General features: G+C 72.0%; 28 protein-coding genes. 18 read left to right on the forward strand and 10 right to left on the reverse strand.

Annotation, left to right across the window (positions count from 1 at the left end; genetic code table 11):
• Positions 1-398 precede the first annotated feature (398 nt).
• Together ACZ52J_RS24135 and ACZ52J_RS24140 are read right to left on the reverse strand one after the other, a co-directional pair.
• Positions 399-926: a dihydrofolate reductase family protein gene (locus ACZ52J_RS24135; protein WP_465621563.1), complete on the reverse strand. Its 528-nt coding sequence runs from the start codon at positions 924-926 to the stop codon at positions 399-401.
• Entirely contained in the window at positions 923-1,504 is a 582-nt protein-coding gene (locus ACZ52J_RS24140; RefSeq protein ID WP_360492567.1) for a TetR/AcrR family transcriptional regulator, read from the reverse strand. Before ACZ52J_RS24140 ends, ACZ52J_RS24135 begins: the two co-directional genes overlap by 4 nt.
• A 240-nt stretch (positions 1,505-1,744) precedes the next feature.
• On the opposite strand from ACZ52J_RS24140, the gene ACZ52J_RS24145 reads away from it, so the two are divergent.
• The 3 genes from ACZ52J_RS24145 to ACZ52J_RS24155 all read left to right on the forward strand — a co-directional run bounded on the left by ACZ52J_RS24145 (position 1,745) and on the right by ACZ52J_RS24155 (position 3,757).
• Entirely contained in the window at positions 1,745-2,170 is a 426-nt protein-coding gene (locus ACZ52J_RS24145; protein WP_465621565.1) for a nuclear transport factor 2 family protein, read from the forward strand.
• The gene (locus ACZ52J_RS24150) at positions 2,167-3,006 is read left to right on the forward strand and encodes an NmrA family NAD(P)-binding protein (protein ID WP_465621567.1); all 840 of its coding nucleotides are present in this window, start codon (positions 2,167-2,169) and stop codon (positions 3,004-3,006) included. Before ACZ52J_RS24145 ends, ACZ52J_RS24150 begins: the two co-directional genes overlap by 4 nt.
• A gap of 142 nt (positions 3,007-3,148) precedes the next feature.
• Positions 3,149-3,757 carry a TetR/AcrR family transcriptional regulator gene (locus ACZ52J_RS24155; RefSeq protein ID WP_465621569.1) on the forward strand — a complete coding sequence of 203 codons (609 nt, stop codon included), beginning with the start codon at positions 3,149-3,151 and terminating at the stop codon, positions 3,755-3,757.
• Between the two features lie 15 nt (positions 3,758-3,772).
• Here the strand turns inward: ACZ52J_RS24155 and ACZ52J_RS24160 are convergent, their stop codons facing one another.
• Complete coding sequence (locus tag ACZ52J_RS24160; protein WP_465621571.1) at positions 3,773-4,654, reverse strand: LuxR C-terminal-related transcriptional regulator; 882 nt, start codon at positions 4,652-4,654, stop codon at positions 3,773-3,775.
• A gap of 361 nt (positions 4,655-5,015) precedes the next feature.
• Here ACZ52J_RS24160 and ACZ52J_RS24165 point away from each other — a divergent pair, with 361 nt between their 5' ends.
• The 9 genes from ACZ52J_RS24165 to ACZ52J_RS24205 all read left to right on the forward strand — a co-directional run bounded on the left by ACZ52J_RS24165 (position 5,016) and on the right by ACZ52J_RS24205 (position 13,086).
• Positions 5,016-5,153 (forward strand): hypothetical protein, encoded by a 138-nt coding sequence (locus ACZ52J_RS24165; RefSeq protein WP_465621573.1) that lies wholly within the window; start codon positions 5,016-5,018, stop codon positions 5,151-5,153.
• Positions 5,154-5,185: 32 nt separating this feature from the next.
• Positions 5,186-6,109: a 2-dehydropantoate 2-reductase gene (locus ACZ52J_RS24170; protein WP_465621575.1), complete on the forward strand. Its 924-nt coding sequence runs from the start codon at positions 5,186-5,188 to the stop codon at positions 6,107-6,109.
• 13 nt (positions 6,110-6,122) lie between these two features.
• Positions 6,123-6,395: a 2Fe-2S iron-sulfur cluster-binding protein gene (locus ACZ52J_RS24175; RefSeq protein ID WP_465621577.1), complete on the forward strand. Its 273-nt coding sequence runs from the start codon at positions 6,123-6,125 to the stop codon at positions 6,393-6,395.
• 30 nt (positions 6,396-6,425) lie between these two features.
• Positions 6,426-7,181, forward strand: coding sequence for an iron-containing redox enzyme family protein (locus ACZ52J_RS24180; RefSeq protein WP_465621579.1), 756 nt, complete (start codon positions 6,426-6,428; stop codon positions 7,179-7,181).
• Positions 7,182-7,269: 88 nt separating this feature from the next.
• Positions 7,270-8,526 carry an ATP-grasp domain-containing protein gene (locus ACZ52J_RS24185; RefSeq protein ID WP_465621581.1) on the forward strand — a complete coding sequence of 419 codons (1,257 nt, stop codon included), beginning with the start codon at positions 7,270-7,272 and terminating at the stop codon, positions 8,524-8,526.
• The gene (locus ACZ52J_RS24190) at positions 8,523-9,689 is read left to right on the forward strand and encodes an ATP-grasp domain-containing protein (protein ID WP_465621583.1); all 1,167 of its coding nucleotides are present in this window, start codon (positions 8,523-8,525) and stop codon (positions 9,687-9,689) included. Before ACZ52J_RS24185 ends, ACZ52J_RS24190 begins: the two co-directional genes overlap by 4 nt.
• On the forward strand, positions 9,686-10,936 hold the full coding sequence (locus ACZ52J_RS24195) for a hypothetical protein (RefSeq protein ID WP_465621585.1): 1,251 nt from the start codon (positions 9,686-9,688) through the stop codon (positions 10,934-10,936). The genes ACZ52J_RS24190 and ACZ52J_RS24195 overlap by 4 nt, the downstream gene beginning before the upstream one ends.
• Before the next feature lie 100 nt (positions 10,937-11,036).
• Positions 11,037-12,278, forward strand: coding sequence for an MFS transporter (locus tag ACZ52J_RS24200; protein ID WP_465621587.1), 1,242 nt, complete (start codon positions 11,037-11,039; stop codon positions 12,276-12,278).
• A 37-nt stretch (positions 12,279-12,315) separates the two neighbouring features.
• Positions 12,316-13,086: an FAD-binding oxidoreductase gene (locus ACZ52J_RS24205; protein ID WP_360492578.1), complete on the forward strand. Its 771-nt coding sequence runs from the start codon at positions 12,316-12,318 to the stop codon at positions 13,084-13,086.
• 42 nt (positions 13,087-13,128) lie between these two features.
• Here ACZ52J_RS24205 and ACZ52J_RS24210 read toward each other — a convergent pair whose 3' ends face one another.
• Positions 13,129-14,220: a PP2C family protein-serine/threonine phosphatase gene (locus ACZ52J_RS24210; protein ID WP_465621589.1), complete on the reverse strand. Its 1,092-nt coding sequence runs from the start codon at positions 14,218-14,220 to the stop codon at positions 13,129-13,131.
• A gap of 197 nt (positions 14,221-14,417) precedes the next feature.
• On the opposite strand from ACZ52J_RS24210, the gene ACZ52J_RS24215 reads away from it, so the two are divergent.
• Positions 14,418-14,774 (forward strand): arsenate reductase family protein, encoded by a 357-nt coding sequence (locus ACZ52J_RS24215; RefSeq protein ID WP_465621591.1) that lies wholly within the window; start codon positions 14,418-14,420, stop codon positions 14,772-14,774.
• A 29-nt stretch (positions 14,775-14,803) separates the two neighbouring features.
• Here ACZ52J_RS24215 and ACZ52J_RS24220 read toward each other — a convergent pair whose 3' ends face one another.
• Complete coding sequence (locus ACZ52J_RS24220; RefSeq protein ID WP_465621593.1) at positions 14,804-15,274, reverse strand: pyridoxamine 5'-phosphate oxidase family protein; 471 nt, start codon at positions 15,272-15,274, stop codon at positions 14,804-14,806.
• 140 nt (positions 15,275-15,414) lie between these two features.
• On the opposite strand from ACZ52J_RS24220, the gene ACZ52J_RS24225 reads away from it, so the two are divergent.
• Positions 15,415-15,987: a DUF1697 domain-containing protein gene (locus ACZ52J_RS24225; RefSeq protein WP_465621595.1), complete on the forward strand. Its 573-nt coding sequence runs from the start codon at positions 15,415-15,417 to the stop codon at positions 15,985-15,987.
• Between the two features lie 136 nt (positions 15,988-16,123).
• Entirely contained in the window at positions 16,124-16,669 is a 546-nt protein-coding gene (locus ACZ52J_RS24230) for a DUF1707 and FHA domain-containing protein (RefSeq protein WP_360492593.1), read from the forward strand.
• A gap of 70 nt (positions 16,670-16,739) precedes the next feature.
• On the opposite strand, the gene ACZ52J_RS24235 is transcribed toward ACZ52J_RS24230, so the two are convergent.
• The 3 genes from ACZ52J_RS24235 to ACZ52J_RS24245 form a co-directional block, all read right to left on the reverse strand.
• The gene (locus ACZ52J_RS24235) at positions 16,740-17,702 is read right to left on the reverse strand and encodes a DUF1152 domain-containing protein (protein WP_360492596.1); all 963 of its coding nucleotides are present in this window, start codon (positions 17,700-17,702) and stop codon (positions 16,740-16,742) included.
• Positions 17,703-17,852: 150 nt separating this feature from the next.
• Positions 17,853-18,254 carry a hypothetical protein gene (locus ACZ52J_RS24240; protein ID WP_465621598.1) on the reverse strand — a complete coding sequence of 134 codons (402 nt, stop codon included), beginning with the start codon at positions 18,252-18,254 and terminating at the stop codon, positions 17,853-17,855.
• 224 nt (positions 18,255-18,478) lie between these two features.
• Positions 18,479-19,270: a hemerythrin domain-containing protein gene (locus ACZ52J_RS24245; protein WP_465621600.1), complete on the reverse strand. Its 792-nt coding sequence runs from the start codon at positions 19,268-19,270 to the stop codon at positions 18,479-18,481.
• A gap of 222 nt (positions 19,271-19,492) precedes the next feature.
• Here ACZ52J_RS24245 and ACZ52J_RS24250 point away from each other — a divergent pair, with 222 nt between their 5' ends.
• Both ACZ52J_RS24250 and ACZ52J_RS24255 read left to right on the forward strand, forming a co-directional pair.
• Positions 19,493-20,014 carry a SigE family RNA polymerase sigma factor gene (locus ACZ52J_RS24250; RefSeq protein WP_465621602.1) on the forward strand — a complete coding sequence of 174 codons (522 nt, stop codon included), beginning with the start codon at positions 19,493-19,495 and terminating at the stop codon, positions 20,012-20,014.
• Positions 20,015-20,140: 126 nt separating this feature from the next.
• Positions 20,141-21,151 carry a hypothetical protein gene (locus ACZ52J_RS24255; RefSeq protein WP_465621604.1) on the forward strand — a complete coding sequence of 337 codons (1,011 nt, stop codon included), beginning with the start codon at positions 20,141-20,143 and terminating at the stop codon, positions 21,149-21,151.
• 64 nt (positions 21,152-21,215) lie between these two features.
• On the opposite strand, the gene ACZ52J_RS24260 is transcribed toward ACZ52J_RS24255, so the two are convergent.
• On the reverse strand, positions 21,216-22,259 hold the full coding sequence (locus ACZ52J_RS24260) for an alpha/beta hydrolase (protein WP_360492610.1): 1,044 nt from the start codon (positions 22,257-22,259) through the stop codon (positions 21,216-21,218).
• 434 nt (positions 22,260-22,693) lie between these two features.
• Here ACZ52J_RS24260 and ACZ52J_RS24265 point away from each other — a divergent pair, with 434 nt between their 5' ends.
• The gene (locus ACZ52J_RS24265; RefSeq protein ID WP_465621606.1) at positions 22,694-23,437 is read left to right on the forward strand and encodes an SDR family oxidoreductase; all 744 of its coding nucleotides are present in this window, start codon (positions 22,694-22,696) and stop codon (positions 23,435-23,437) included.
• 55 nt (positions 23,438-23,492) lie between these two features.
• On the opposite strand, the gene ACZ52J_RS24270 is transcribed toward ACZ52J_RS24265, so the two are convergent.
• On the reverse strand, positions 23,493-23,714 hold the full coding sequence (locus ACZ52J_RS24270) for a hypothetical protein (RefSeq protein ID WP_465621608.1): 222 nt from the start codon (positions 23,712-23,714) through the stop codon (positions 23,493-23,495).
• Positions 23,715-23,732 lie beyond the last annotated feature (18 nt).

Raw genomic sequence — 23,732 nt, forward strand, 5'->3', positions numbered from 1 at the left:
AGACCTCCCCGCTGAGTGGAACCCTGTTCAGCTTGAACCCCGAAAGGAATGGCCCCCCCCGTCCACAAAAAAAGTTTGTTTCTCCACCCCTACGGGGCCACCCACCACTTTTGCTCGTAGGGCGCAACTCAGAAGTGCCGGTCGCGTGGGGTGACAGCAAGCGAGCATCGTCATGGTCGCCGCGTGTGCACCGGTTGTGAAATGATCTTCCGCGAGGCCCCCATTTCCGCAGGTCAGGGACATGTTCGATCAGAACTACGACCTGTAAGAGCACCTCCGACCTGCGGAACGCAGTCTTCGGACCCGCCATAGGCCGTCCGACGGCTCGCGATGTGAAATGGCAGCGAACGAGGTCGACGGCGCCACGTGTCCGCGTGGGTCAGCCGAGGCGGGTGCGGCTACTTCTCGACCGCGTAGCGCAGTTGGGCGAACCCGCCGGCGCTGGTGGCTGACTCCAGGCGCAGGGGGACGTCCTCGGTCAGCTCGCCGAACAGTTGGAGGCCGGAACCGATGAGCACGGGGGCAACGCTGATGATGAACGCGTCGACACGGCCCGCGCGGACGAAGCTCTGCACCAGGCGGCCGCCGTCGGGGTAGACGTGCCTGATGCCGCGCTCGTCGAGGTCGGCGATCAGGGCGCCGAGGTCGCGGTGGACGGTGATCCGCGGGTCGGCGTCCTCGGGGAGGGTCGTGCTGAGCACGACGACGTGGCGGTCGCCGTAGTGCCAGGCGTCCTCGCCGAAGCCGAGGACCTTCTCGTAGGTGTTGCGGCCCATGACGACCGCGTCGACGGTGTCGAGGAAGTCGGTGTAGCCGAGGTCGCCGGCCTTCCGGCCGCGTTCGTCGAGCCAGTCGATGTCGCCGTCCGGGCGGGCGATGTACCCGTCGAGGCTGGTGCCGACGAAGACGGTGGCGCTGAAGGTCATGGGGTCCTCCCCAGAAGATGGTCGAGGTCGTCGTGGAGCAGGGCCGCGGGCTCCCCCTCGCCGGTGAGGGCCCAGCGCAGCAGCGACCCGTCGGTGGTGATCTTCACGGCGCGCGCCAGGCGCGGCACGTCCGTGCCCGGGGCGAGTTCGCCGCGCTTGACGGCCTCGGCAAGCAGTTCCCGCAGCGCCTCGTCCACCGCATGGGTGTGCGCGGCGGCCAGGGTGCGGAAGTCGGGGTCGGTGAGGTCGAGTTGGAGCATCCCGAGGTGGTTGGACATCTCCTGCGGCGTGGCCATGTACCCGGCGAACTCGGTCGCCGCCGCATGCAGGGCCTTGAGCGGCGAGTCGTGTACCGCCCGGGCCCGCCGGTAGGGCTCGGCGGCGTTCTTCGCGGCGTCGGCCGCGAACGCCAGCAGTAGCGACCGCTTGGACCCGAAGCGTTGCGACAGAGTCGCAGGCGACACGCCTGCCTCCGCCCCGACATGGGCCAGGGTCATCCTCCCCGGCCCGTGCGCGCCGATGGCGCGGGCGGTGGCCGCGAGGATCTCCGCGTCGCTGGTGGTGCGTGGTCGTGGCATGTGCCTCCTCCTTCGCGTCCACCGTAACACGTTTATAAATGATGCTTCAGTTATAAACGCGCCCCCAGGTCAGGCGTCCACGGGAGCGCCGGCGAGGGAGGTCGTCCGCCGACGCTCGGCCTTGTTAAGCGGACCGTCGGTCCGTATGCTTCCACTCATGCGGACCGACGGTCCGCTTTCGCGCCGCCGGCCGCTGCGGGCTCGGTCGCGACCACCTTCCTCAGAACGGAATCCACGATCATGGCCGTACCGACGGAGGCCGCAGAGCTGTACCGCCACAGCCTGCGACTGCTGCTGGAGAAGGACATCCCCGCCTGGGTGGACCTGTGGGACGAGGACGGCGTCCTGGAGTTCCCCTTCGCGCCGGAGGGCTGGCCCACGAGACTGGAGGGCAAGGCCGCGGTCGGCACGTACATGCGCCACTACCCCGACCACGTCGACCTCCACGACTTCCCCGAGGTGACGATCCACCAGACCACCGCGCCCGAGCAGATCGTGGTGGAGATGCGCGGCGTCGGCCGCCTGGTGAAGACCGACAGCCCCTTCGACATGACCTACATCGCCGTGGTCACCGTCGAGCGCGGGCGAATCACCTCGTACCGCGACTACTGGAACCCGCTCGCCGTCTCACAGCCCGGCGCCGACTTCGCGGGAGCGGGCCGGTGAGCGCCGCTCTGGTCATCGGGGCCACCGGCACCACCGGCCGCCGGGTGACCGCCGGACTGGTCGCCGAAGGCCATCGGGTGAAGGCCGCCGGACGGACCGCCACCCCGGTGGACGGCGCACAGGCCGTCCGCTTCGACTGGCACGAGTCCACCACCTGGGACGAGGCCCTCGCCGACGTCGACCGCGCCTACCTCGTCCCGCCCATCGGCTCCTCGGAGCCGGCCACCGTCATGCTGCCCTTCCTGCGCCGGGCCCGCGCGGTGGGCGTGCGGCGCGCGGTGCTGCTCAGCTCGTCGGCGATCCCCGCGGGCGGCCCGGCCGTAGGACAGGTGCACGCGGCGCTGCCCGGCCTGTTCGACGAGTGGGCGGCACTCCGGCCTTCCTGGTTCATGCAGAACTTCACCGGCTCCATGCCCCACGCCCGCAGCATCCGGGAGGAGGGCGTCATCCGGACGGCCTCGGGGAACGGCCGGGTCGGCTTCATCGACGCGGCCGACATCGCCGCCGTCGCCGTACGGGCCCTGGTCGACGAGCCGGCCCCGAATGCCGACCTCATCCTCACCGGCCCGCAGGCACTGAGCTACGACGAGGTCGCCGCGACCGTCGCCGAGGTCACCGGCCGACCCGTCGTACACCGGCAGCTGACCTTCGAGGAACTGCGCGACCGCTGGGCGGCCGAGATACCGATGGAGTTCGCCACCATGCTGGCAGGCATGGACCGCGCCATCGCGGAGGGCGCCGAAGACCGGGTCTCGGACACGGTCGAGCGGCTCACCGGGCGCGCACCGGGAAGCCTCCGCGCCTTCGTCGAACGTGACCTGGCCCGCGACAGCTGACGCCGCAGCGACCCGGTGTTGCGACTCCCCGACCCCGGCGACGTCTGCTGCTCGGCAGCACGTATCGTCGACTGGCCGGATGACGCGACTGCCCGCCTCACCGCCCGCCCACCCCACCCGTCGAAGACCAGGGAGGACACCCGTGACCCAGCGGACCGAACGCGCGGACGCCCAACGCAACCGGGAAGCCGTCCTGGCCGCCGCCGACGCTCTGTTCGCCGCCACCAACGCCCCTCACGCGGTGTCCATGGACGACATCGCCGCGGCGGCGGGCGTGGGCAAGGGCACCCTCTTCCGCCGCTTCGGCGATCGGACCGGTCTGATCGCCGCCGTGATCGCCTCCCGGATGGAGCCCCTTCAGGAGTCCGTACGCGTGGCGCGGGGCGCGGCCGGGGCCTCACCGCGGCAACAGGTGCTCGACCTCCTCGACGCCGTACTGCAGTTCAAGATCGACAATCGGCACCTGATGGCGGCCGCGGAGGAGGCCGGGCTCGGCAGCCCCTATCGGGCCGCGCACTACGGCTGGTGGCACGACGTCCTGCGTACGGCGCTGGAGCGGGTGCCCGGCGTCCACGACCCGGACTTCACCGCGCACGCGCTGCTGGCGGCGATCCGCGCCGACCTGGTGGCGCACCTGACCGACGATCGGAAGATGACGCCCGACGCCGTCCGGGCGTCGTTCGCGGCCCACCTCGGCGACGTCCTCGGCTGCGCGTCAGCCAACGGCACGACCAGACCAGCGATCCGCTGATCGGAAAGAAACGCCCTAGTGGGGCGCGGCCTCGTACGAGTGGGGGCGGGGTGGGGCGGGGGCGTCGCCGAGGCTGTCGAGGAGCCCGTTGATGGCGATGAGGTAGCCGAGCTGGGCGCGGCTGTTGCTGCCGAGGCGCTCGGAGATCTTGCGGACGTGTTCGGCGACGCTGCGCCGGCTCATGCCGACCCGGCGGGCGACGCTCTCGTCGGTCTCGCCGGAGATGATCCCGTGCAGGATGGCGCGCTGGACGTCGGAGGTGATCGGTGCGCTGCGGCGCAGGGAGCCGTCGATGACGATGGCCCGGTCCCAGGCGTGCTCGAAGACCCGGACCAGGTAGCGGACGATCGCGGGCTGGCGGATCTCCAGGGCGGCGGTGCTCCGCTCGTCCTGGACGGGGATGAAGGCGACCTCGCGGTCCACCACCACCAGGCGGTCGAGGACCTCGGCGGTCGTCCGGACCTGGGCGCCCGCCTCGGTGATCCGCTCGATGTAGGACATGGTGGGCGAATCCGAGCGCACCGCGTGCTGGTAGAGGGTCCGCTGGACCATTCCGGCCCGGAGTCTGGGGATCTCGTGCTCGAGGGCGCGCTCCAGCAGCTCGTGCGGCCGGGCGCCGCCGGGCTGGGCGGTGAGCAGTTCGGTCCGGCAGGCGTCGACCGCCGCGCCGAGCACCTCGCTGATGGTCTCGGACCCCTGCAGCAGCGCGTATCCGGGCTTCTCGCGCCGTCTGGCGTCCGCGTAGACGGTCTCCAGGGCGGAGAAGGCGGCGCGGGTGGACCGGGCGGTCTCCTCCAGCGCGGCGATCCTGTGCTCCATCGGCCGGATGACGAAGGCGGAGGCCGTGGACGGCGGCAGCGCGTGGGCCAGCTCCGGGTTTTCCCGGCTTTCCGCCATGAGCCGTAGGGTGATCAGGCAGTCGGGCGTGTCCGTGCGGGGAACGGCGTGCTCTGCCACGGCAGTTCGGTAAAACTGCAGCGCGGCTTCGCACAATCCAGTGCCACCCGAGTAATCCGGGTTGTCCGTATTCGGGCAGGCTTGGCCCTGGTTCACAGAAGTGCAGCGCATGATTGTGCATCATAGGTGGGCTTCGTGAAGATGCTCGGGGGGGCCTCACAACAGTGCAGCGCGCATTTGTGCAGACGAATCCGCTGGCCACCGCGGGTCGGATCTCGACAGGATGGGTGCAACGGGGAAAACGACTCCCCGCTGACTCGAAAGTGCGGGGGCCGCTATGCCGAAGTCCACTGTTCGCCGTTTGGCCGCAGCGATCGCAGCGACCGTCTGCGCCCTGACCGTCATCGGCTTCGCCGCCGCCGGTCAGGAGCACGGCGGGCGTTCGGGCGCCGCGGTCGTGGTGGCCGATTCGCAGTGGGGCGGCGCGCCCGTCGCGTAACTCCACGAGGAGGCGCTGTGAGAATCGCGGTCGTGGGCAGCGGAGGCCTCGGCGGATACCTCGGCGGCCGCCTCGCAGCGGCCGGGCAGGACGTGCATTTCGTCGCGCGCGGTGCGCACCTGGAGGCACTTCGCCGCCACGGGCTCACCGTGCAGAGCCCGACCGAGGGTTTCTCCGTGGGGTCGGTGCGGGCTACCGCCGACACCCGGGAGATCGGCCGGGTCGACTATGTTCTCCTCGGCGTCAGAACGTGGCAAGTAGCGTCCGCATCAGCCGGGTTGGGGCCGTTGATCGGCCCCGACACGGCGGTGCTGACCTTACAGAACGGCGTCCGGACGCCCGAGGAGGTCGCGCAGGTCGTCGGCCGTGACGCGGTCCTGCCCGGCGTCGCGAAGGTCATCACGTACCTCGACAGTCCCGGCCGGATCCACCACGTCGGTTCGGCCGGGTCGTTGACCTTCGGCGAATGGGACAACCGCGTCACCCGGCGGGTGGAGCGGCTCCGGGACGCGCTGGGCGAGGCCGGGGTGGCCCCGGTGATCGCCGAGGACATCTGGGCGGACCTCTGGGCGAAGTTCCTCTTCGTCGTGCCGTTGGGGGGCCTCGGCGCGGTGACCGACGCACCGGTCGGCGCGCTGCGCTCGCGGCCGGGCACCCGGCGGCTGCTCGGCGACGCCATGACCGAGATCCACCAGGTCGCCGAGGCGATGGGCGTCCGCCTGCCGGCGGACATCGTCGGCACCACCATGGCGTTCCTGGACCGGCAGCCCCCGGCCGGCATCTCCTCGCTGCACCGCGACATCCGATCGGGCAAGCCGTCCGAGCTCGAAGCCTGGACCGGAGCAGCGGTCTGCCTCGGCGCCAGGACGGCGACGGCGACCCCGGTCAACAGCTTCCTGTACGAGGTGCTGAGTCTGCGCGCGGCCCAGGCCGCGCTGACCACCGACTGGCCGTAACCCGAGGTTCATCGTGCCGAATCTGAAATTTGTCAACGCCGAAGAGAGTGTGGATTTCGAGGGCCACGTCGACCTGAAGGAGATGGGAGATTACATCACCTTCGGTTGCCGGTCCGGAAAGTGCGGGATCTGCGCCGTTCGCGTGGTGAGCGGCGGCGACAACCTGTCGCCCCGAACTCCCAATGAAGAGCGCCTCTTCGAGCTCATCGAAATGGACGACCCGGCGGTGCGGCTCGCCTGCCAGAGCCGGGCCCACGGCGACGCCGTCCTCTTCGAAATCAACTAGCAGTCAATAACCCCCTGGAGGGATTCCATCATGGAGAACAAGAACCGCCTGACCGACTCCGCGCTGCTGCGTCGCAAGCCCTTCCTGTCCACCGAGGACAGCAAGCGGGCGAAGCAGGAGATCGACACCTTCCTGGACGGGAAGATCGAGGAGTGGAACGCCACCGTTCCCTACGCGCGCCACCTGGAAGGCAGCGACGTCAACCTCGGCTACTACAAGCAGACGCTGGTCGAGCACGCCTGGCGCATCCGGCTGATGCGCACCGCGCAGGCCAACGCGCTGCACAAGATCACCCGCATCAACGCCGAGGCGGCCCAGCTCTACGCCGCCTACCAGGACGAGGAGATGCTGCACGACACCCTGTTCGTGAAGGACGCCGAGAAGGTCGGCATCTCCGCGGAGGAGATCTTCGCCACCGAGCCGAACTTCAACACCCGGCTGCTGGCCGGCTACCTCTACTTCGTCGCGGAGCACGAGAAGCCGCTCGGCGTGATCTGCTACAGCTACCTGGTCGAGTACACCACCCAGAAGATCACCCCGAAGCAGATCAAGGCGATGTCCGAGTCCCTCGGCAAGGACATGATCGTCGGTCAGGCCTCCCACCTGAACACCGACCTGGTCGAGGACCACACCCAGGACATGTGGGACATCCTCAGCCTCTTCATCGAGAGCGAGCAGGACATCGTCGACATCAAGCGCTACCTGGCCGAGATCCAGGAGCTGCTGAAGATGTTCTTCGTCGACCTGTACGAGCGCTTCGGCGACGAGTCGGCCCAGGCCGCCTGAACCCCGCCGTCCCGGACCACTCGGTAACCCTGCCCGGCCGCCCGCTGCACCGCGGGCGGCCGGGCGGTCGAGAAGAGGATTCGTTCACGTGGCTGAGAAAACTGGATTCCTGATCCTCTCGCACCAGTTGATGTCGATGGTGCCGCCGCTGGCCGCCGCGCTCAAGCGCCGCGGGATCAGGACGTACGTGCTGTCATCGAGCCCGACCCGCGAGGTGGAGGCGGCCTGGCAGGACGAGGTCGAGCTGGTGCGGATCACCGACGACCCCGCCCTGCGCAGCTCGGACATCGACCGGTTCCTGGCGGAGCTCTCGGCGGACGGCGTGCGGCTGCTCGGCTGCCTGACCGTCTGGGACGCCTACCGGGTGCTGATGGCGTACGCGAACCGCCGGCTCGGCACCCCCGACCTGTCGGAGGAGACCGTCCGGGGACTGCGCGACAAGCTGGCGATGCGCACCTTCCTGCGCGTCCAGGAGCTGTCGCAGGTGGCCGCCTGGCCCCTCACCGAGGCGCGCTTCGACGCGTTGGAGGACAGGTCGCGCTACTTCATCAAGCCGCGCGAGGGGCTCGCCTCGATGGGCGCCTTCCGCGCCGACCGGCTCACCGACATCGGTGAACTCGACACCCTCTGGCAGCAGGCCTGCGCGGACCGCGCCTACGCCGGCGTCTTCGAGGGTGAACCGTCGTTCATCGTCGAGGAGTTCATCGACGGTGTCGAGTGCAGCTTCGAGACCAGCGTCAGCGACGGCGTGATGACCGTGCACGCCGTGCACGAGAAGGTCGACATGCGCCAGTCCGGCCGCACGACGCTGGAGAACGCCTGCGTCTGCCCGCCCCGGTCCCTCGACCAGGCCGAGGTGCGGCTGGGCGTCGAGCACGTCGAGCGCTGCCTGCTGGCCCTGGGCGTGGACACCGGCGTCTACCACGTGGAGGCCAGGTTCCAGCGCGGCCGCGGCTGGGAGATCGTCGAGGTCAACCCGCGGATCGGCGGCGCGTACATCGTGGCCAGCACGCTGCGGCACTGCGGCGTCGACGTCCTGGAGCTCTGGATCGACCAGCTGCTCGGGCGGACCGTCGAGCCGGTGGCGAGCGAGGAACGCCGCACCTTCTTCCGGGTCTTCTTCGGTGAGCCGGGCCGGCGGGTCGCGCGGGTGGCACGGGGATCCGTACCCGTCGACCTGGTGGAGGACAGGCTGTTCGTCCAGGAGGGCGAGCAACTGCCGGAGGTGGACCGGGAGATCTTCGTCGGCCAAGCCCTGTGGGACGTCACCTCGCTGAGCCCGGACGCCCTCGACGAGTTCCTCCGCGAGAGCGAGTCGCACCTCAGAATCGAGTACAGCGCGTGAACATCGTCATCCTGCACCGGATCCCCTTCCGGAAGATCCGCTACGACCTGGCGATCGACCACCGGCAGCACACCGTTCGCTACCTCAGCGCCCCCGACGGCTTCGACGACCTGCCCGCCGACGCGCAACGCCGCCTGCTCGGCGTCCCCACGCACGACATCCAGGCCATGATCGAGCGCCACGGCGACTGGCTCGCCGACGCCGACCGGCTGATCGCCCGCTCCGAGTACGACCTGCTGCCGGCCGCCCTGCTGCGGGAGAAGTTCGCCATCCCGGGCGACCAGCCGGACGCCGTGCTCCCGGTCCGCGACAAGTGGCTGATGCGCACCCTCGCCGAGGAGGCCGGAGTCCCGCAGCCCGCGTTCCGCAGCGTCGAGGCGTTCCGCCGCAACCCGCCGCGCGAAGGCAGGTTCCTGATCAAGCCCCGGCTGGAGGCGTCCAGCACCGGCATCGAACTGGGCGGCGCCGACCGGATCCTCGACCGGCTCGACGCCTGCCCGGATCCCGAGGAGGTCTTCGTCGAGGAGTTCGTCCCCGGCGAGATCTGGCACCTCGACGGCTGCCTGCGCGACGGGGAGATCGCGGCCCTGGTCAGCAGCGTCTACGTGGGCGACTGCCTCGCCTACGCGCACGGCAGCCCGCTCGGCTCCGCCCAGACGCCCGACGAGCCGGAAGCCGTCGAGCTGCTGCGCCGCACCCTGGCCGTTCTCGGGCAGCGCAACGGCTGCTTCCACTTCGAGGCCATCCGCGAGCCGGACGGCCGGTTCCTCTTCCTGGAGACCGCCAGCCGGATCGGCGGGGCCGGGGTCGCGGAGACCTTCGAACTGCGCACCGGCATCGACCTCTACCAGGCCGACCTGCGCTACCAACTCTGGGGCGACACCGGGCAGATCGAGCCGCGCCCGGCGCAGGACCACTACGGCTGGTTCGTCTTCCCCGGCCACCACCGGACCGAGCAGGCGGCCATCGAATTCGACCCGGACCGGTACGGGAAGCGGCTGCACTCCTTCGTCCGCAACACCCGCCCCGCCGCGCACGCGGGCCGGATCAGTTACGCCACCGCGGCGACGCCGCTGTCCGGATTCGTGCAGGGCAGTGCGGCCGAGGTGCGACACACCCTCGGCGAGATCCTCACCCAGCAGGCAGTCATGGAGCAGCGATGAGCAACCCGTGCTTCGTGGTGACGGGATACAACAACACCCGGATCTACGACGTCGCCAAACTGCGCGACCTCTGCCACGGCACCTACCGGGCGAAGATCGTGCTGATCACGGAGCAGGCGAAGCCGCAGGACCACGCCGCCGCCGACGTGGTCCTGGTCGCCCCGCTCGGCGCGGTCGAGTCGGCCGACGCCGCCCGGCCGATCGCCGAGGAACTGCGCCGGCTCGGCCTGCGGCCGATCGGCATCCTGCCCTTCTCGGACCGCGGCGTCCCGCTCGGCGCGTGGCTGGCCCGGCACTTCGCGCTGCCCGGCGCCGAACCGCAGGAGGCCGCGGCCGGCCTGGACAAGCGGCACTACCGCGGGCTCGAGGCCGCCACCACGACGCACCCGGACGGGTTCCAGCCGCTGCTGAGCCTGCCGGCCCACTCCCTCGGCGAGTTCGAGGCAGCGGTCGCCCGGCTCGGCGGCACGGCGTTCGTCAAGCCGGCGAACGAGGGCAACAGCCGTGGCTGCCAGGTGGTTTCGGACCTCACCCGGTGCCCGGAGATCTGGGCGGCGCTGGCGCCGTACCACGACTCCGGCGTGCTGGTCGAGACGCTGGTGCGCGACGCCCAGGAGTACAGCTGGGACTTCGTCGGCGGCACCCGGTGGCTCACCGAGAAGCACACCACCCAGGACCGCTTCCGCGCGGAGATCCAGCAGATCGTGCCGGCCCCGCTGGAGCCGGACCAGGCCGCCGCCCTGGACCGGGCCGGCGAGCACGTCCGGCAGCTGGTCTCGCCGGGCAACGGCGCGTTCCACAACGAGCTGTTCCTGCGCGAGGAGGGCGTCTCGGCGGTGGAGACCAACATGCGCCCGGCCGGCATGCACATCTGGGACCTCGCCAGGCTGTCCTTCGAGGACTTCGACCCCTGGCGGGAATGGCTGCACTGGGCGGTGACCGGCGAGTTCCGGCCCGGCCGTCCGGAGCCGCGCGCGTTCAGCGGGATCCGCATGCTGCGGGCTCCCGGCGACGGCGTCCTGGCCTCGCTGCCCGACGTCCTCAAGCTCGCCGACTCGCTCGACATCCCGCTCCACCGGTCGGCGTTCGCCGCGTCGCCCTCGGACCGGGTGAGCGCCGGCATCACCGACAACGCGGGCTTCGTCGGCCACATCGTCCTGGTCGCGGACCACGCCAAGACCCTGGTGGACCGGCTCGACGGGCTCGCCGCCGCGATCGAGGCGCGGATCACGCTCCAGGAGCGGTGACCGTCGCTCCAGGAGCGGTGACCGACCTCCGAAGGCGGTGACCGACCATCATCCGGTGACGCACCGTCAGGGCGCACCGCAACCGTCCCGAGGAGGCGGAATGTACACCTGGCGCATCGGGGTCTTCCTGGGCTCGCGCGTCTTCTCCACGCTGGGCGACCAGTTGCTGCAGTTCGCGGTGCCGCTCATCGTCTACGACGCCACCGGCAGTGTGACGATGTCCGGACTGGCCTTCCTGATCGAATGGCTGCCCCGGCTGACCTCGCTCCCCCTCGCCGGACTGCTGGCCGACCGGGTCGGCGGCCGCCGGCTCTACACCACCGCCGACATCCTGCGGGCCACGGCCTGCCTGCTCACCGTGCTGGCTCTGGGCCAGTGGCCCGGGGAGACCTTCAAGCTCACCGCCGCACTGATGGCGCTGTGCGCCTTCTGCTACGCCCAGGCGTTCATCGCCCTGGAGTCGACCGTGCCGCAGCTGGTGCCGAAGGAGGACCTGGCCAAGGCCCAGAGCCTGCTCCAGATGATCAACAGCGGTTCCGGCGTGCTCGGGCCGGCGGCGGGCGGGGCCCTGCTCATCTGGATCCGTCCGGCCGACCTGCTCTGGGCGGCCGCGGCGGTCTTCGCCGTCAGCGCCTGCGGGGTCCTCGCACTGCGCGGGCTCGGTGCGCATGCCGCGGGCACGAGCTCGGCCACGGCTGCCGCCGAGCGGCGCAGTGTGCTGCACGACCTGCGGGTCGGCGTGCGCAGCCTGCGGGCCGAGCCGGTCCTGCTCTCCCTGGTCGGGCTGACGATGACGGTCAACCTGATGGTCGGCATCGCCACGGCGACCGGCGCGGCCCTGACCGTCGGGCACTTCGGGCAGAGCGACAGCGTCTTCGCCTCACTCCAGATGACGGTCGGATCGCTCTCGCTGGCCACCTTCTTCCTGATGCCGTGGCTGCTGCGCAGGGTCTCGGTCTACCGGATCGGCATCGTGTCGTTCGTGGGGATCGCCGTCGGCGGCACGCTGATCACCGTGGCCCCGCTCTTCCCGCTCTACGTGCTCGGCTACGGCCTGTGCATCGGGCTGTGCGGGCTCTTCAACGTCTTCATCCGGATCGAACGCCTGCACTGGATCAAGGAAGCCGAACGCGGCCGGGTGATCAGCCTGATCGTGCTGCTCAACCAGAGCACCATGCCGCTCTCCGGGCTGCTGGTCGCGGTGGTCGGGGGGTGGCTGCCGGTGCAGACGCTCTTCCTCGCGGTCGCGGCACTGGCCGTCGTCGCGTACCTGCTGCTGTTCCGTCCCCTGCAGGGGCAGGCCGTCACCGCCCGCCCGGCCGAAGCCGCCGCCGCGGCCTGAAGTCCTCCCGACCCGAACCAGCAACCGAGGAAGACCGATGAGTAGCCAGGATTTCCACCCGCTCACCGTCCAGGACATCAGCCGGCCGGTCGAGGACGCGGTCACCGTCACCTTCGCCGTCCCCGACGCCGTCCGGGACGAATTCCGGTACCAGCCGGGCCAGTACGTCATGGTCCGACGCATCGACGCGGACGGCGAGGAGACCTGCCGCTCCTACTCGATCTGCCAGGCCCCGCCGGCCGACGACGGCGCCCCGGCCTCGCTGCGGATCGCGGTCAAGCTGCTCGGCCCCGGCGGCTTCGCCGAGTTCGCCCACGCCCGGCTGCGCCCGGGCGATACCGTCGACGTCCTGCCGCCGACCGGCCGGTTCCGCCTGCGCCCCGGCCGCCGTCACCTCGCGGTCGCCGCAGGCTCCGGCATCACCCCGGTGCTCGCGATGGCCGAGGCGGCGCTGCGGCGCGGCGACGAGTTCGCGCTGATCCTCGGCAACCGCACGTCGGCGAGCGTGCTGTTCGCCGACGAGCTGGCCGAGCTCCGGCACCGCTTCGCCGAGCGGTTCACGGTGCTGCACGTCCTCTCCCGCGAGCAGGGGCCCGACCCGCTGCGCACCGGACGGATCGACCCCGAGCGGCTGCCGGAACTCATCGCGGCGGCCGGCTGCGCCACCACCGACCCGGAGCTGCAGTACTACCTGTGCGGACCGGCGGGCCTGGTCGCCACGGTCGGTTCGTTCCTCGCGGACGCCGGGATCGAACGGCGCCGCATCCACTGCGAACGCTTCGTGGTGGCGGCCCTCGCGGGGCTGTGACGCGCTGACCCCGGCCCGCACCGCCCCCGGTGCGGGCCGGGGTCATTCCGGCGTGAGGGCGAGGACGGCGAGGTCGTCGGCGAGCAGGCCGGCGTACCGGTGGACGTCCTCGGCCAGGAAGGAGACCAGCCGGTCGGGCACGGTGGTACCGAGGGCGGCGAGGCGCGGGGCCAGCGGGTAGAAGGCGCCCGCGGCGTCGCGGGCCTCGCTGACGCCGTCGGTGTAGAGCAGCACGGTGTGGCCGGGAGGCAGGGCGACGATGGTCGGCTTGCCGCGCTCCTCGGCGGGTCCGAGGTGGCCCAGGCCCAGGGGGAGCTCGTCCGCGCAGGGCACCGGGGATATCGTGCCGCCGGTCAGCAGCAGCGGGGTGGTGTGGCCGCGGTTGACGATCTCCACGCAGTCGGAGCCCGGCCGGTACTGCAGCAGGACGGCCGTGGCGAACAGCTCGTCGTCGCCGCGGTCGGCGGCGTCGCGCAGCACCGCGCGGTCCAGCTGGTCGGCGAGCTCGACCAGCCCCGGGGTGTCGTACGCGGCCGCCCGGAACGCGCCGAGGACGTCGGCGACCGTACGGACCGCGCCGAGGCCCTTGCCTCGGACGTCACCGAGCAGCACCCGCACGCCGAAACGGGTGTCGCACACCTCGTACAGGTCCCCGCCGACCAGCACCTCGGCCTGGGCCGAGCGGTAGAGGCCGGCCACCCGCAGTCCGCCGGCCCGCTCGGGCACCGGCCGCAGCACGATGCGCTGCAGGGTCTCGGCGACCGTACGGGCCTGCAGCAGATTGCGGTTCTGCCGGGTGCGCTGCCACGACAGGACGGTGCCCATCACGCCGGAGAGCAGGGTGGCGATGTAGACCCAGACGTGGTGCTGCTCGTTGATGTGGCCCGCGCGCAGGGCCAGGACCAGTTGGAGCGCCAGGGAGCCGCCGGTGGCGGCGGCGGTCAGCACCGGGCCGTAGCTGAACGCGGCCACCACGGGCAGCGCGGTCAGCAGGAAGCCGGCGGCGACCGCGTCCGGGACGACGGCCTCGGCGGTCAGGTCCAGCACCAGCAGGACGACCGGGAGCCACGGGACCCAGCGCGGCACCCGGGACTCCGGCGCGGCGGGGCGCGACGGGCGGGGCGCTGTGGGCACGGCGGGACCTCCTGGCTGGCGGCCGTTCCGGGAGGATAAGTCCGGAATGGTCGGTTTCGTCCCTCCATGCTCTCCCACGGACGGCCCAGCCACGAACGGCCGAACGTCCCGTCCTGCGGAGCCGGGCCCGACGTCGCTCCCGAGCGTCGGCGCACGGTCACCCGGACCGGTGCCGGCGGCTCGGTAGGCTGGCCGGTATGGAGATCTGGATCAACCCGCGCTGCGGCAAGTGCCGGGCGGCGCTCGGCGAGCTGAACGACGCCGGGGTCGAGTACACCGTGCGGCGCTACCTGGAGGAGCCGCCGACCGCGGCCGAGCTGGAGCAGGTGCTGGGGCGCCTGGGCCTGGAGCCGTGGGACATCACCCGCACCGACGAGCAGGCCGCGAAGGACCTGGGGATGAAGGACTGGCCCCGGGAGCCGGGCGAGCGGACCCGCTGGATCGCGGCGATGGCCGAGCACCCGATCCTGATCCAGCGCCCGATCATCACCGCGGACGACGGGCACGCCGTCGTGGCCCGCACCCCCGAGGCCCTCAGGTCCGTGCTGCCGTAGGGCCCGGACCGAGCCCGGGACCCGGCCGGTCAGTGGAGCTGGATCCGCTCCACCGGCCGGCCCGGGTGCCAGTTGTGGACCAGCAGGTGCTCACCCTCGACGGCGGTGTGCACCACCTGCTCGAGCTCCAGCCGGAAGGCGTGGAACGGGGTGGGCGGCGGCTCGGGCAGATCGGCGGCGAACGCGGCGAGTTCGGCCTCGTCGGTGATCTCGACGGCCCGGCCGGAGACCTTGGAGTCCCCGCCGGCCATGGTCTCGTCCCCCGGGTGCGCGTGCAGGGCGAAGCGGGCGTCGCGCTGGAGGTCGCGCGCCTTGACCGCGCCGTACATCGACCCGAGCCACAGGTCGTCGCCGACGAACTCGACCTCCGTCCCGCTCACCCGGGGCGAACCGTCCTTGCGCAGCGTTGCCAGGACGTGGTGTTTGTTGGCCTCGAACCGGGCCCGCACCAGGGGCGCCAGATCGGGAGCCTCCTGCTCGAAATCCTGCCAGGTAGCCATGGCGCCAGTCTGGCACCCGGTGCTGACGACCACCGTTCGTCGCAGCGGGGCCGCGCAGCACCGGCCGGGCCGTCGTCACACACAGTTGCCACACGTCGTTGTCACACGTCGTTGTCGCAGGCCGGTGCCACACTGGCGGGGTGACCACCACGACCACGTACATCGCCTTCCTGCGGGCCATCAACGTCGGCGGCCGGACGGTGAAGATGGAGCGGCTGCGGGCGCTCTTCGCCGAGCTGGGTCTGGAGAACGTCCGCTCGTACATCCAGAGCGGCAACGTCTTCTTCACCACCGGCGGGTCCGACGGCGGGTCCGCCACCGCGTCCGGCCGTGCCGCGCTGACCCGGCGGATCGAGGAGCACCTGGAGCGGTCGCTCGGCTACCCGGTGCCGGTGATGCTGCGGACGGTGGACGAGGTCGCCGAACTGCTCGCCGCCGAGCCGTTCCGGGGCGTCGAGGTGACACCGGACGTCCGGCTGGTCATCGCCTTCCTCTCCGAGCCGCTGCCCGCCGAGCTCGCCGCACCGCACCGCACGCCCAAGGGCGACGTCGAGGTTCTCGGCGCCGACCCGGGGGCCGCGTACCTCGTGATCCACCTGCGGGACGGCAAGTGGGTCACCAAGGACATGTTCGGCAAGGCCTACGGGGGTTCGGTCACCTCCCGGTTCCTGCACACCACCGAGAAGATCCTGGCCGCCGCCCGCAAGGCCTGACGGCCCGTACGGCCTGCGGGAACGGCGCGGAACCGCGCGGCCGGACAGGGCGTCTGGACTGCCGTGACGTACGAACCACGCGCCCGCGCACGGCGTGATCTGGACAGCCCGAGCCGGCCGAGCCGACAATTCGGCCATGACGCCTCCTGAGCTCCCCACCGGCCGGGTCCGGCCCTCCGACGCCGAACGGGACCAGGCGCTCGGGGTACTGAAGGACGGCGCGGGCAGCGGACGGCTCTCGCACGAGACCTTCCTCGGCCGGATGGACATCGTCCTGCAGGCCACCAGCCGCGGCGAGTTGGACGCGGCGGTGGCCGGGCTGCCGACCGGCGGGCCGGTCGAGCGCTTCGTGCTGCGCACGGTCGGCCGGGTCTCCTCCTTCGGCGACCGGCTGAACCGGGCCTGGCGCACCGAGCGGCTGCCCGGGCTGAGCCTGCCGCAGACCGGGGCCGGGCTGCTGACGATCGGCCGGCTCCCCGGCTCGGGACTGCGGCTGCACGACGCCTCGGTCTCCCGGAACCACGCCGAACTCCGGCACGAGGACGGCGGCTGGGTGCTGTACGACCTCGGCTCGACCAACGGCACGCACGTCAACGGGCGCCGGATCGCGGGCGGCGTCCGGGTCCGGCCGGGCGACCAGGTGCGGTTCGGCAACCTGGAGTTCCGGCTCGCCGCTTCCTGACCGCCGGCCGTTGGCCGGTGGCCGGTGGCCGGTGGCCGGTGGCCGGTGGCCGGTGGCCGCCCGTACGGTCTCAGTGCGGGAACTGCCGGGGCGGCCGCTGTCGGGGCAGCTCGTCCTGGAACTCCGCGATGACGGTGGCGATCTGGCGGGTCACCACGGTGCGCTCCAGCCGGTCCAGGTAGCGGTGCTCGGCGGCCAGCGCCTCCACCGTGACGCCGAAGTACATCGCCATCAGCGGATTGACGAACAGGTCGCTGCCCTTGGTCCGCTCGGTGAACCGGACGTCGCCGAACTCGCCGCGCAGGGCCGCCGCCACCGAGCCGTTGACGATGCTGGGGTGCTCGGGGAAGGCGGCCCGGGCGTGCTCGACGGCGTCCAGGTAGAGCGCCCCCTCCCGGCTGTCGCGCGGGATGGAGAAGGCGCCGAGGTAGCCGCCGGCCCGGTCCAGCGCGGCGAGGTTCTCCAGCACCAGCGTGTGGTTGACGCCGTGGAAGGCGTCGATGCCGAAGCCCAGGCAGGCGACCAGCCGCTCGGGCACCTCGGTGAGGCCGGCCACCGCCGCCAGGCTGGCCATGTCCTCCTCGGGGGTGCCGAGTCCGACCTCGTCGCCGCGCATCAGGATGTCGGTGCCGCCGTCCACCAGCAGGACGGCGTCGATGCCCAGCCGGGTGACGAGCGCCCGGTAGCCGTCGCGCAGCGGCTGCACGCCCGCCGACGGGAAGGCCCAGACGGTGTCGGGCATCCTGTGCAGGTGCAGCCAGCGGGCCAGCGTGCGCTCCGGGAAGTAGCCCTCGGGGGCGGGGGTGTCCGGCCGGATCATGGCCACGTCGGGCTCCGCCCAGACGTCGAGCGGCAGGCCGTAGAGGTGGGTGAAGGAGAGGTTGGCGAGGTGGACCTCCTTGCCCGCGGCGCGCAGGGCGAGGGCGATCGGCAGCCCGGCGTACACGTCGAATCCGCCGCCGGCTCCGGCGATCAGGATGCGTTCGGCGGCCAGCAGCCGGGTGATCAGCGGGGGTTGCAGCAGAGAGGTCACCGGCGGGACGGTAGCACCGGGGGCCCCAGGCGGCCCGGGCGGCCCAGGGGAACCGGGGAAAGCCGAAGGGAGGGGGGAAAGCCGAAGGGAGGGGGAAGGTCGGAAGAACCGAGGAGAGTGGAGGGGGGCGGGGTGAGCGCCGGGGAAGGGTCAGTCGCGCTCGAAGTGCACCTCGGCGAAGTGGTCGCCCTTGTCCACCTTGCGGATGGTGACCCGGACGTTGCCGACGGCGGTCTCGGAGTCCTTGTCGACGGTCTTCCTGGTGTCGCCGATCGTCACCTCGGCCGAGCTGTCGGTGATGTGGCCGATCGTCATCTTCATCGGGTTGTCGCCGCCGAAGACCTTGACGGTCTTGGAGGCGTCGGCGCCGTCGGTCTTGATGCCGACGGTGCACTTGTGGTCGTCCAGGCAGAGCGCCACTCCGCCCTCACAGGCGGCCAGTCCGGCGCCGAGTGTCAGGACGGCACCCGTGGCGAGGATCGCCGAGCCGATGCGGAAGCGGGTCCGGAGGCTGGTGCGGTGGGCCTTGGGAGTGCTGCTCGCTGTGGTCATGTCTCGACGGTAGTGGCCCGGACACAGCCAGCCATCGGCCGTCGGCGGGAGGCCTGCCCTGGTGCGGCCCGGATCGGCCGGGTGGCCGAACCCTGAGAGTGCTGGGTCGAATCCCCTAGGGGGAGCCGGGAGTTGACCGATGGACCGATGGCCGACACTCCTCAGCATATGCCGCAGGCTCATGCCACGCGCGTAGATCAACGGCCCGCGAAAACGCCCGACGGTCAGTCGACCATGATCCCCAGGTCGCCCTCCGACTCGCCGACCGGCCCCCACAGCGGCGCGGTGCAGCGCTGGTAGGTCGCCTGCCAGTGCGGCCAGTTGCGGGCCACGTCGTCGTCGCACTCGGCCAGCAGCCGCTCCACCGCGGCCGGCTCGACGCCGTCCAGCAGCCAGGCCAGCGCGTCCGCCGCTCCCGGTCCGTCCGCCGCACGCAGCAGGTCCAGCAGCTCCCCGAGGCCGCCGAGCCGGGAGCCGTCGGCGACCACCCGGTCCATCCGGGGCAGCAACTGGCGCTCCTCGATCCGCAGATGGGTCTCCAGGCGGGCCGCCAGGTCCTCCATCGCGTACGCCACCGGCCAGGCGCTGCCGGTGTCCCGGCTGGCGATCCGGACCAGCGTGGTGACCCGGGTGAACGAGTGGTCCAGGTTGTGGTGGTCGGCCTCCAGCCAGTTGAGCAGGAGCCGCAGCTCCGGCGCGAAGCGGCGCACGATCGGCCAGATCCTGGTGTCCTGCTGCTCGTGGTGGCAGGTCAGCATCGCGGTCATGAAGGTCCAGTGCCGCAGCAGCGCCTCGCCCTTGTCCTCCTCGTCGGGCTGGAGCAGCCGCAGCGCGTTGGGCAGCCGGGCGAGGTCCCGGCGCAGTGCGGCGTGCACCAGCCGCAGCCCGGCGAACCGCACGGTGGTCAGGTCGTCGTCCGCGGTCCGCCCGTGCGCGTCCGCGCCCAGGGGGTCGGCGCCGGACTGCCCCTGCGCGGGCACGGCGGGGGCGGGCTGGGGCAGCAGGTGGATGGGCATGGCACTCTCTTCACGGCTTGGGGCAGGACGGGTGGTGGCGGCCGGTGAGGACCACCCCAGCCAAGGTGCCCGCAGTCGATCAGAAGCGAATCAATGTCCGATTGACGCGCAGGTCAGGGCGTTTATGGGAGCGGACGCAACGCTTCGCGGCGCCTGCCCCGTGTACCCGGGTGAGGGTGCGCACCACACGCGCCGGGGAGTCCAGGGGAACAGCGAGGCCGCATGTCACCGGAGCAGGAGCAGTCGTTCGACGAGTTCGTCGCGGGTCGGTACGCCGCGCTGCGCCGCACCGGCTACCTGCTCTGCGGCGACTGGCACCTCGCCGAGGACCTTGCGCAGACCACGCTGGTGAAGCTGTACTCGCGCTGGACCCGGCTGCGCGACCCGGATGCGGCGGCCGGCTACGCCCGGACCACACTGGTCCGCACCTACATCGACGCCCGGCGCCTGCGCCGCTCGCACGAGGTGCCCGCACCGGACCTGCCGGAGCCACCGGCAACCGGTCCCCGGGCCGCGGCCCCGGCGGACCCGGAGCGCCGGCTGGCCCTGCTGGCGGCGCTCGCGCAGGTCACCCCGGCCTACCGGGCGGCGCTGGTCCTGCGGTTCTGGGAGGACCAGTCGGTCGAGGCGACGGCGGCGGCCCTGCGGCAGAGCACCGGCACGGTGAAGTCCAACACCAGCCGGGGGCTGGCCCAGCTACGGGTGATCCTCGGCGACTCGCTGCGGGAGATCGCGGCGAGCTGAGCCGGTCCGGACCGGCGGGCCGAGCCGGGCGAGCCCCGGCCGGACGCGCGGGCCGGGGCGCCGAAAACCGGACACAGGGGCGGAACGGGCCGCCCGGGACGAGCGAGAGACGAGAGGAAAGCGGTCTTGAACGGGGACGATCCGGCGTTCGACGCCGACGACATGGGCGCACTGTTCCGCACGGTCCTGGACCAGCCGGAGCCGGCCACTCCCCCGGCACTGCTGCCGGAGGTCCGCCGATCGGGCGCACGGCTGCGCCGCCGGCGCCATCTGCTGGCGACGGTCGCGACCGCGGCCGCCGTGGGTCTGCTGGCCACGGCGGGCTGGGCGGTGCGCGGGCGGACCCCGGTGGAAGGGTCCGGCCGGGAGTTCCTCCCGGCGGCGAGCGCGCCCGGCCTGACGTCCGCCATGCCGAGCCCGTCCGTCCCGCCGTCCCCGGCGGTCACCGGGACGGGCGGCACCGCGACGGGCGGCACGGCACCAGGCAGCACGACCCCGGGCAGGCCGACCACCGGCGGCCCGGCCGCGGACGGCAGCCTGAGCCTGCTCGCCCTGCTGCGCGCCCACCCGCCCGAGGACATCGTGCAGGTCTTCCGGGGCGCCACGGCGAACGACTTCCTGCTGACCAGGACCGACGGCGGCACGGTCACCGTGAGCCGACGCCTGGACGGTCCCGCCGGCCCGTCCGGCGGCACCGACTCGCCGTGCGGGCCGCGCTCGAACGCCTGGGGCCCGATGAATCCGGAGGGCGAGGACTGCGTGGGCATGAAGCTGCCGGACGGCTCGACGGTCTGGGCGCTGCACCCGCTGTCGGCCGCCCACCGCGGCCGGGAGGCCCAGCTCCGTATCGTCACCCCGGACGACCTGGCGTACGTCCTGCTGTTCGTCCGGGCCGGCGCCCGACCGCAGCCGGGCGACCCGACCGTGCCGCTGCCGCAGCTGCTGGTGCTGTCCGGGCAGCCGGGGTTCGTGGCGGCGGTCCGGGACGGCTGGGGGGACCCGATCTTCGGACCGACCACACCTCCCGGACCGCCCAAGACCCCAGGACCGTCCACGACCCCCGGACCGCCCAAGGCCCCCGGACCGCCCAAGACCTCCACCCCGTCCCCGTCCTCGACCCTGTCCCCGACTCACTGACCGCCCGCGGCCGCCGAGGCGCGGGGCACCGGGCACGGCAGCCGCGGTGCGCGACGGACCGGCCTCAGTCGGCCGCCGGCCCGGCCAGGTTCTTGGTCAGCCACTCCAGGGTGTCCGGGATCATCTTCTTGAAGTCCGAGGTCAGGTGCTTGCCGCCGGGCTGCTCGAAGTACGTGATGCCCACCGGCGGGGCGGCCTTGGCCACCCAGGACTTGACCACCTTGGTCTCGTACGGGTTGGCCCCGCCCGCGGTGACCAGCATCTTCACGTCGGCCTTGCCCTCGGTGACCAGCACGTCGGGGTTGTTGGCCGCGCGCTCGGCGTCGTGGCCCTTCCACAGCAGCGAGTCCGGGATGAAGTAGCCGTCGATCGGCACCGCGGCCTTGTAGACGTCGGGGTACTGCAGGGCGAGCTTGGCGCTGCAGAAGCCGCCGGTGGAGGCGCCCATCACGCCCCAGCCGTCGCGGCCGCGCACGGTGCGGAAGTTGGCGCGGACGAAGTCCGGGATGTCCTGGGCCATCCAGGTGGCCATCTTGGGCTGGCCCGGGATGTCGGAGCAGTCCAGCGCGTTCTTCTCGTCGCCGTTGAAGTTCTGCACCGGCATGACCATGATGAACGGGTGGGACTTGCCCTCCTTGACCAGCCGCTCGTTCTCCTCCTGGATCGGCAACTGGTTGTCGGTCCAGGTGTTGTAGCCGTTGCTCTGGCCGCCCGCGAAGAGGGTGAGCACCGGGAAGCCGGTCTTGGCGAACTTGGGGTCGTTGTACTCGGGCGGCAGCCAGACCCAGACCTTGCCGGCGACACCGGACTTCGCGCCGGTCACGGTGGTCAGGAAGATCGGGCCGGCGGCGGTGTCCCGGACCTTGCTGAGGTTGGCGTTCGGGCCGGTCGGCATCAGCACCTTGCCGGTGCCGGCCGAGATCGCCGTGCCCGAGCCGGCGCCGGTCGGGGTTCCCTCGGCGCTGCCGGTCGAGGCGGGCCCGGCGTCCGGCTTGGCGCTGTCGCCCTTCCCACCACCGGAACTCCCGCAAGCCGCGAGCGAGGCGGCCAGGGCGAGCAGGGCGGCGCCGGACAGGACGGCACGGGAACGGGACGACTGCCTAAGCACGGTGAGGACTCTCCGACCGATGTCGCGCCCGGTCCGTCGACCGGGCGGCGGCCCCCCGGTGGGGCCGGACAGACCCGGGGACACGACGCTGGTACGGCCCCCGGAGTGATGGCGTGCCGTCCCTCGCGGGGGCGCGCCTTCCTGCGATCTTATGACGTGGTCCGGGATGGGCCGGTTGCGCGTCGGCCACCGGAAATCCAATGTTTGTTCGCGATCGGGTAAAACCCTTCACCACTCCCGTCGGGTGGCGGGGGCCGGACGGCGGGGGTCACAGCCGCGCGCTCGTCCGGTCGGCGGATTTTGGGTGTTTTCGACCAGTGACGGCGGCCCGCGGATCCGGAACGATCTCCTCGAGGACCGACCGGGACACCGCCACTGCCACTGCCACTGCCACTGCCACCGTCACTGCGTGCACCGCCACCGAGGAGAGCGCCATGCCCCAGCAGATCGCCGTCGTCACCGGAGCAGGGAGCGGCGTCGGCCGGGCCGTGGCGGTGGAACTGGCCGCGGCCGGCTGGCTGCCCGTGCTGGCCGGCCGGCGGGCCGAGCCGCTGCACGAGACCGCCCGGCTCTGCGGCGCCCCGGCCGACGTGGTGCCGACCGACGTCACCGACCCGGCAGCCGTGGACGCGCTGTTCGCCGCGGCCGCCGAGCGGCACGGCCGGGTGGACCTGCTGTTCAACAACGCCGGCAGCTTCGGCCCGGCCGTCCCGGTGGAGGAGCTGGAGGTCGAGGCCTGGCGGGCGGTGGTCGACCTCAACCTGACCGGCGCCTTCCTCTGCGCCCGGGCGGCGTTCCGGCAGATGAGGGCCCAGGACCCGCAGGGCGGCCGGATCATCAACAACGGCTCGATCTCGGCGCACGTCCCGCGCCCGCACTCGATCGCCTACACGGCGACCAAGCACGCGGTCACCGGCCTGACCAAGTCGCTGTCCCTGGACGGCCGCCCCTACCGGATCGCCTGCGGGCAGATCGACATCGGCAACGCGGCGACCGACATGACGGCGGCGATGAGCGCGGGCGTCCGGCAGGCGGACGGCCGGATCGCCCCCGAGCCGACCATGGACGTGGCCGACGTCGCACGGACCGTACGGCACATGGCCGCGCTGCCGCTGGAGGCCAATGTGCAGTTCGCCACCGTGATGGCGACCGCCATGCCGTACATCGGGCGCGGCTGAGCACCCGCCTCGTGCCTGGGGCGCGGCCGGCGGAACGCCGTACGTCGGGGCGCGCTCACTCGTCGTGCGAGTGCCGGTAGCGCAGCGCCTCGCCGTCCTCGTCCAGCCGGTAGACGCTGGTGGTCGGCCAGTACTCGCCGCTCTCGGCGGCGGGCAGTTCGGCGCGGAGCGCCATCCGCAGGGCGGGCGGCGGGGCGTCGGCGTTGACGCGCTTGCGGTGGCCGTCCCAGCGGCCGCCGCACAGTTCGAGGTCCAGGACGAGGGGGGTGGTTCTCATCCCGCGATGGTGTCAGCG

Source organism: Kitasatospora sp. NPDC034035, from assembly GCF_055575755.1.

Bases quoted from the DNA above. Each gene is read 5' to 3' on its own strand.
- ACZ52J_RS24195 (WP_465621585.1), top strand. From the start codon at position 9,686: ATGAGCAACCCGTGCTTCGTGGTGACGGGATACAACAACACCCGGATC.
- ACZ52J_RS24145 (WP_465621565.1), top strand. From the start codon at position 1,745: ATGGCCGTACCGACGGAGGCCGCAGAGCTGTACCGCCACAGCCTGCGA.
- ACZ52J_RS24220 (WP_465621593.1), bottom strand. From the start codon at position 15,274: ATGGCTACCTGGCAGGATTTCGAGCAGGAGGCTCCCGATCTGGCGCCC.
- ACZ52J_RS24205 (WP_360492578.1), top strand. From the start codon at position 12,316: ATGAGTAGCCAGGATTTCCACCCGCTCACCGTCCAGGACATCAGCCGG.
- ACZ52J_RS24160 (WP_465621571.1), bottom strand. From the start codon at position 4,654: ATGGCGGAAAGCCGGGAAAACCCGGAGCTGGCCCACGCGCTGCCGCCG.
- ACZ52J_RS24140 (WP_360492567.1), bottom strand. From the start codon at position 1,504: ATGCCACGACCACGCACCACCAGCGACGCGGAGATCCTCGCGGCCACC.
- ACZ52J_RS24270 (WP_465621608.1), bottom strand. From the start codon at position 23,714: ATGAGAACCACCCCCCTCGTCCTGGACCTCGAACTGTGCGGCGGCCGC.
- ACZ52J_RS24135 (WP_465621563.1), bottom strand. From the start codon at position 926: ATGACCTTCAGCGCCACCGTCTTCGTCGGCACCAGCCTCGACGGGTAC.
- ACZ52J_RS24240 (WP_465621598.1), bottom strand. From the start codon at position 18,254: ATGACCACAGCGAGCAGCACTCCCAAGGCCCACCGCACCAGCCTCCGG.
- ACZ52J_RS24215 (WP_465621591.1), top strand. From the start codon at position 14,418: ATGGAGATCTGGATCAACCCGCGCTGCGGCAAGTGCCGGGCGGCGCTC.
- ACZ52J_RS24180 (WP_465621579.1), top strand. From the start codon at position 6,426: ATGGAGAACAAGAACCGCCTGACCGACTCCGCGCTGCTGCGTCGCAAG.
- ACZ52J_RS24230 (WP_360492593.1), top strand. From the start codon at position 16,124: ATGACGCCTCCTGAGCTCCCCACCGGCCGGGTCCGGCCCTCCGACGCC.
- ACZ52J_RS24200 (WP_465621587.1), top strand. From the start codon at position 11,037: ATGTACACCTGGCGCATCGGGGTCTTCCTGGGCTCGCGCGTCTTCTCC.
- ACZ52J_RS24250 (WP_465621602.1), top strand. From the start codon at position 19,493: ATGTCACCGGAGCAGGAGCAGTCGTTCGACGAGTTCGTCGCGGGTCGG.
- ACZ52J_RS24265 (WP_465621606.1), top strand. From the start codon at position 22,694: ATGCCCCAGCAGATCGCCGTCGTCACCGGAGCAGGGAGCGGCGTCGGC.
- ACZ52J_RS24245 (WP_465621600.1), bottom strand. From the start codon at position 19,270: ATGCCCATCCACCTGCTGCCCCAGCCCGCCCCCGCCGTGCCCGCGCAG.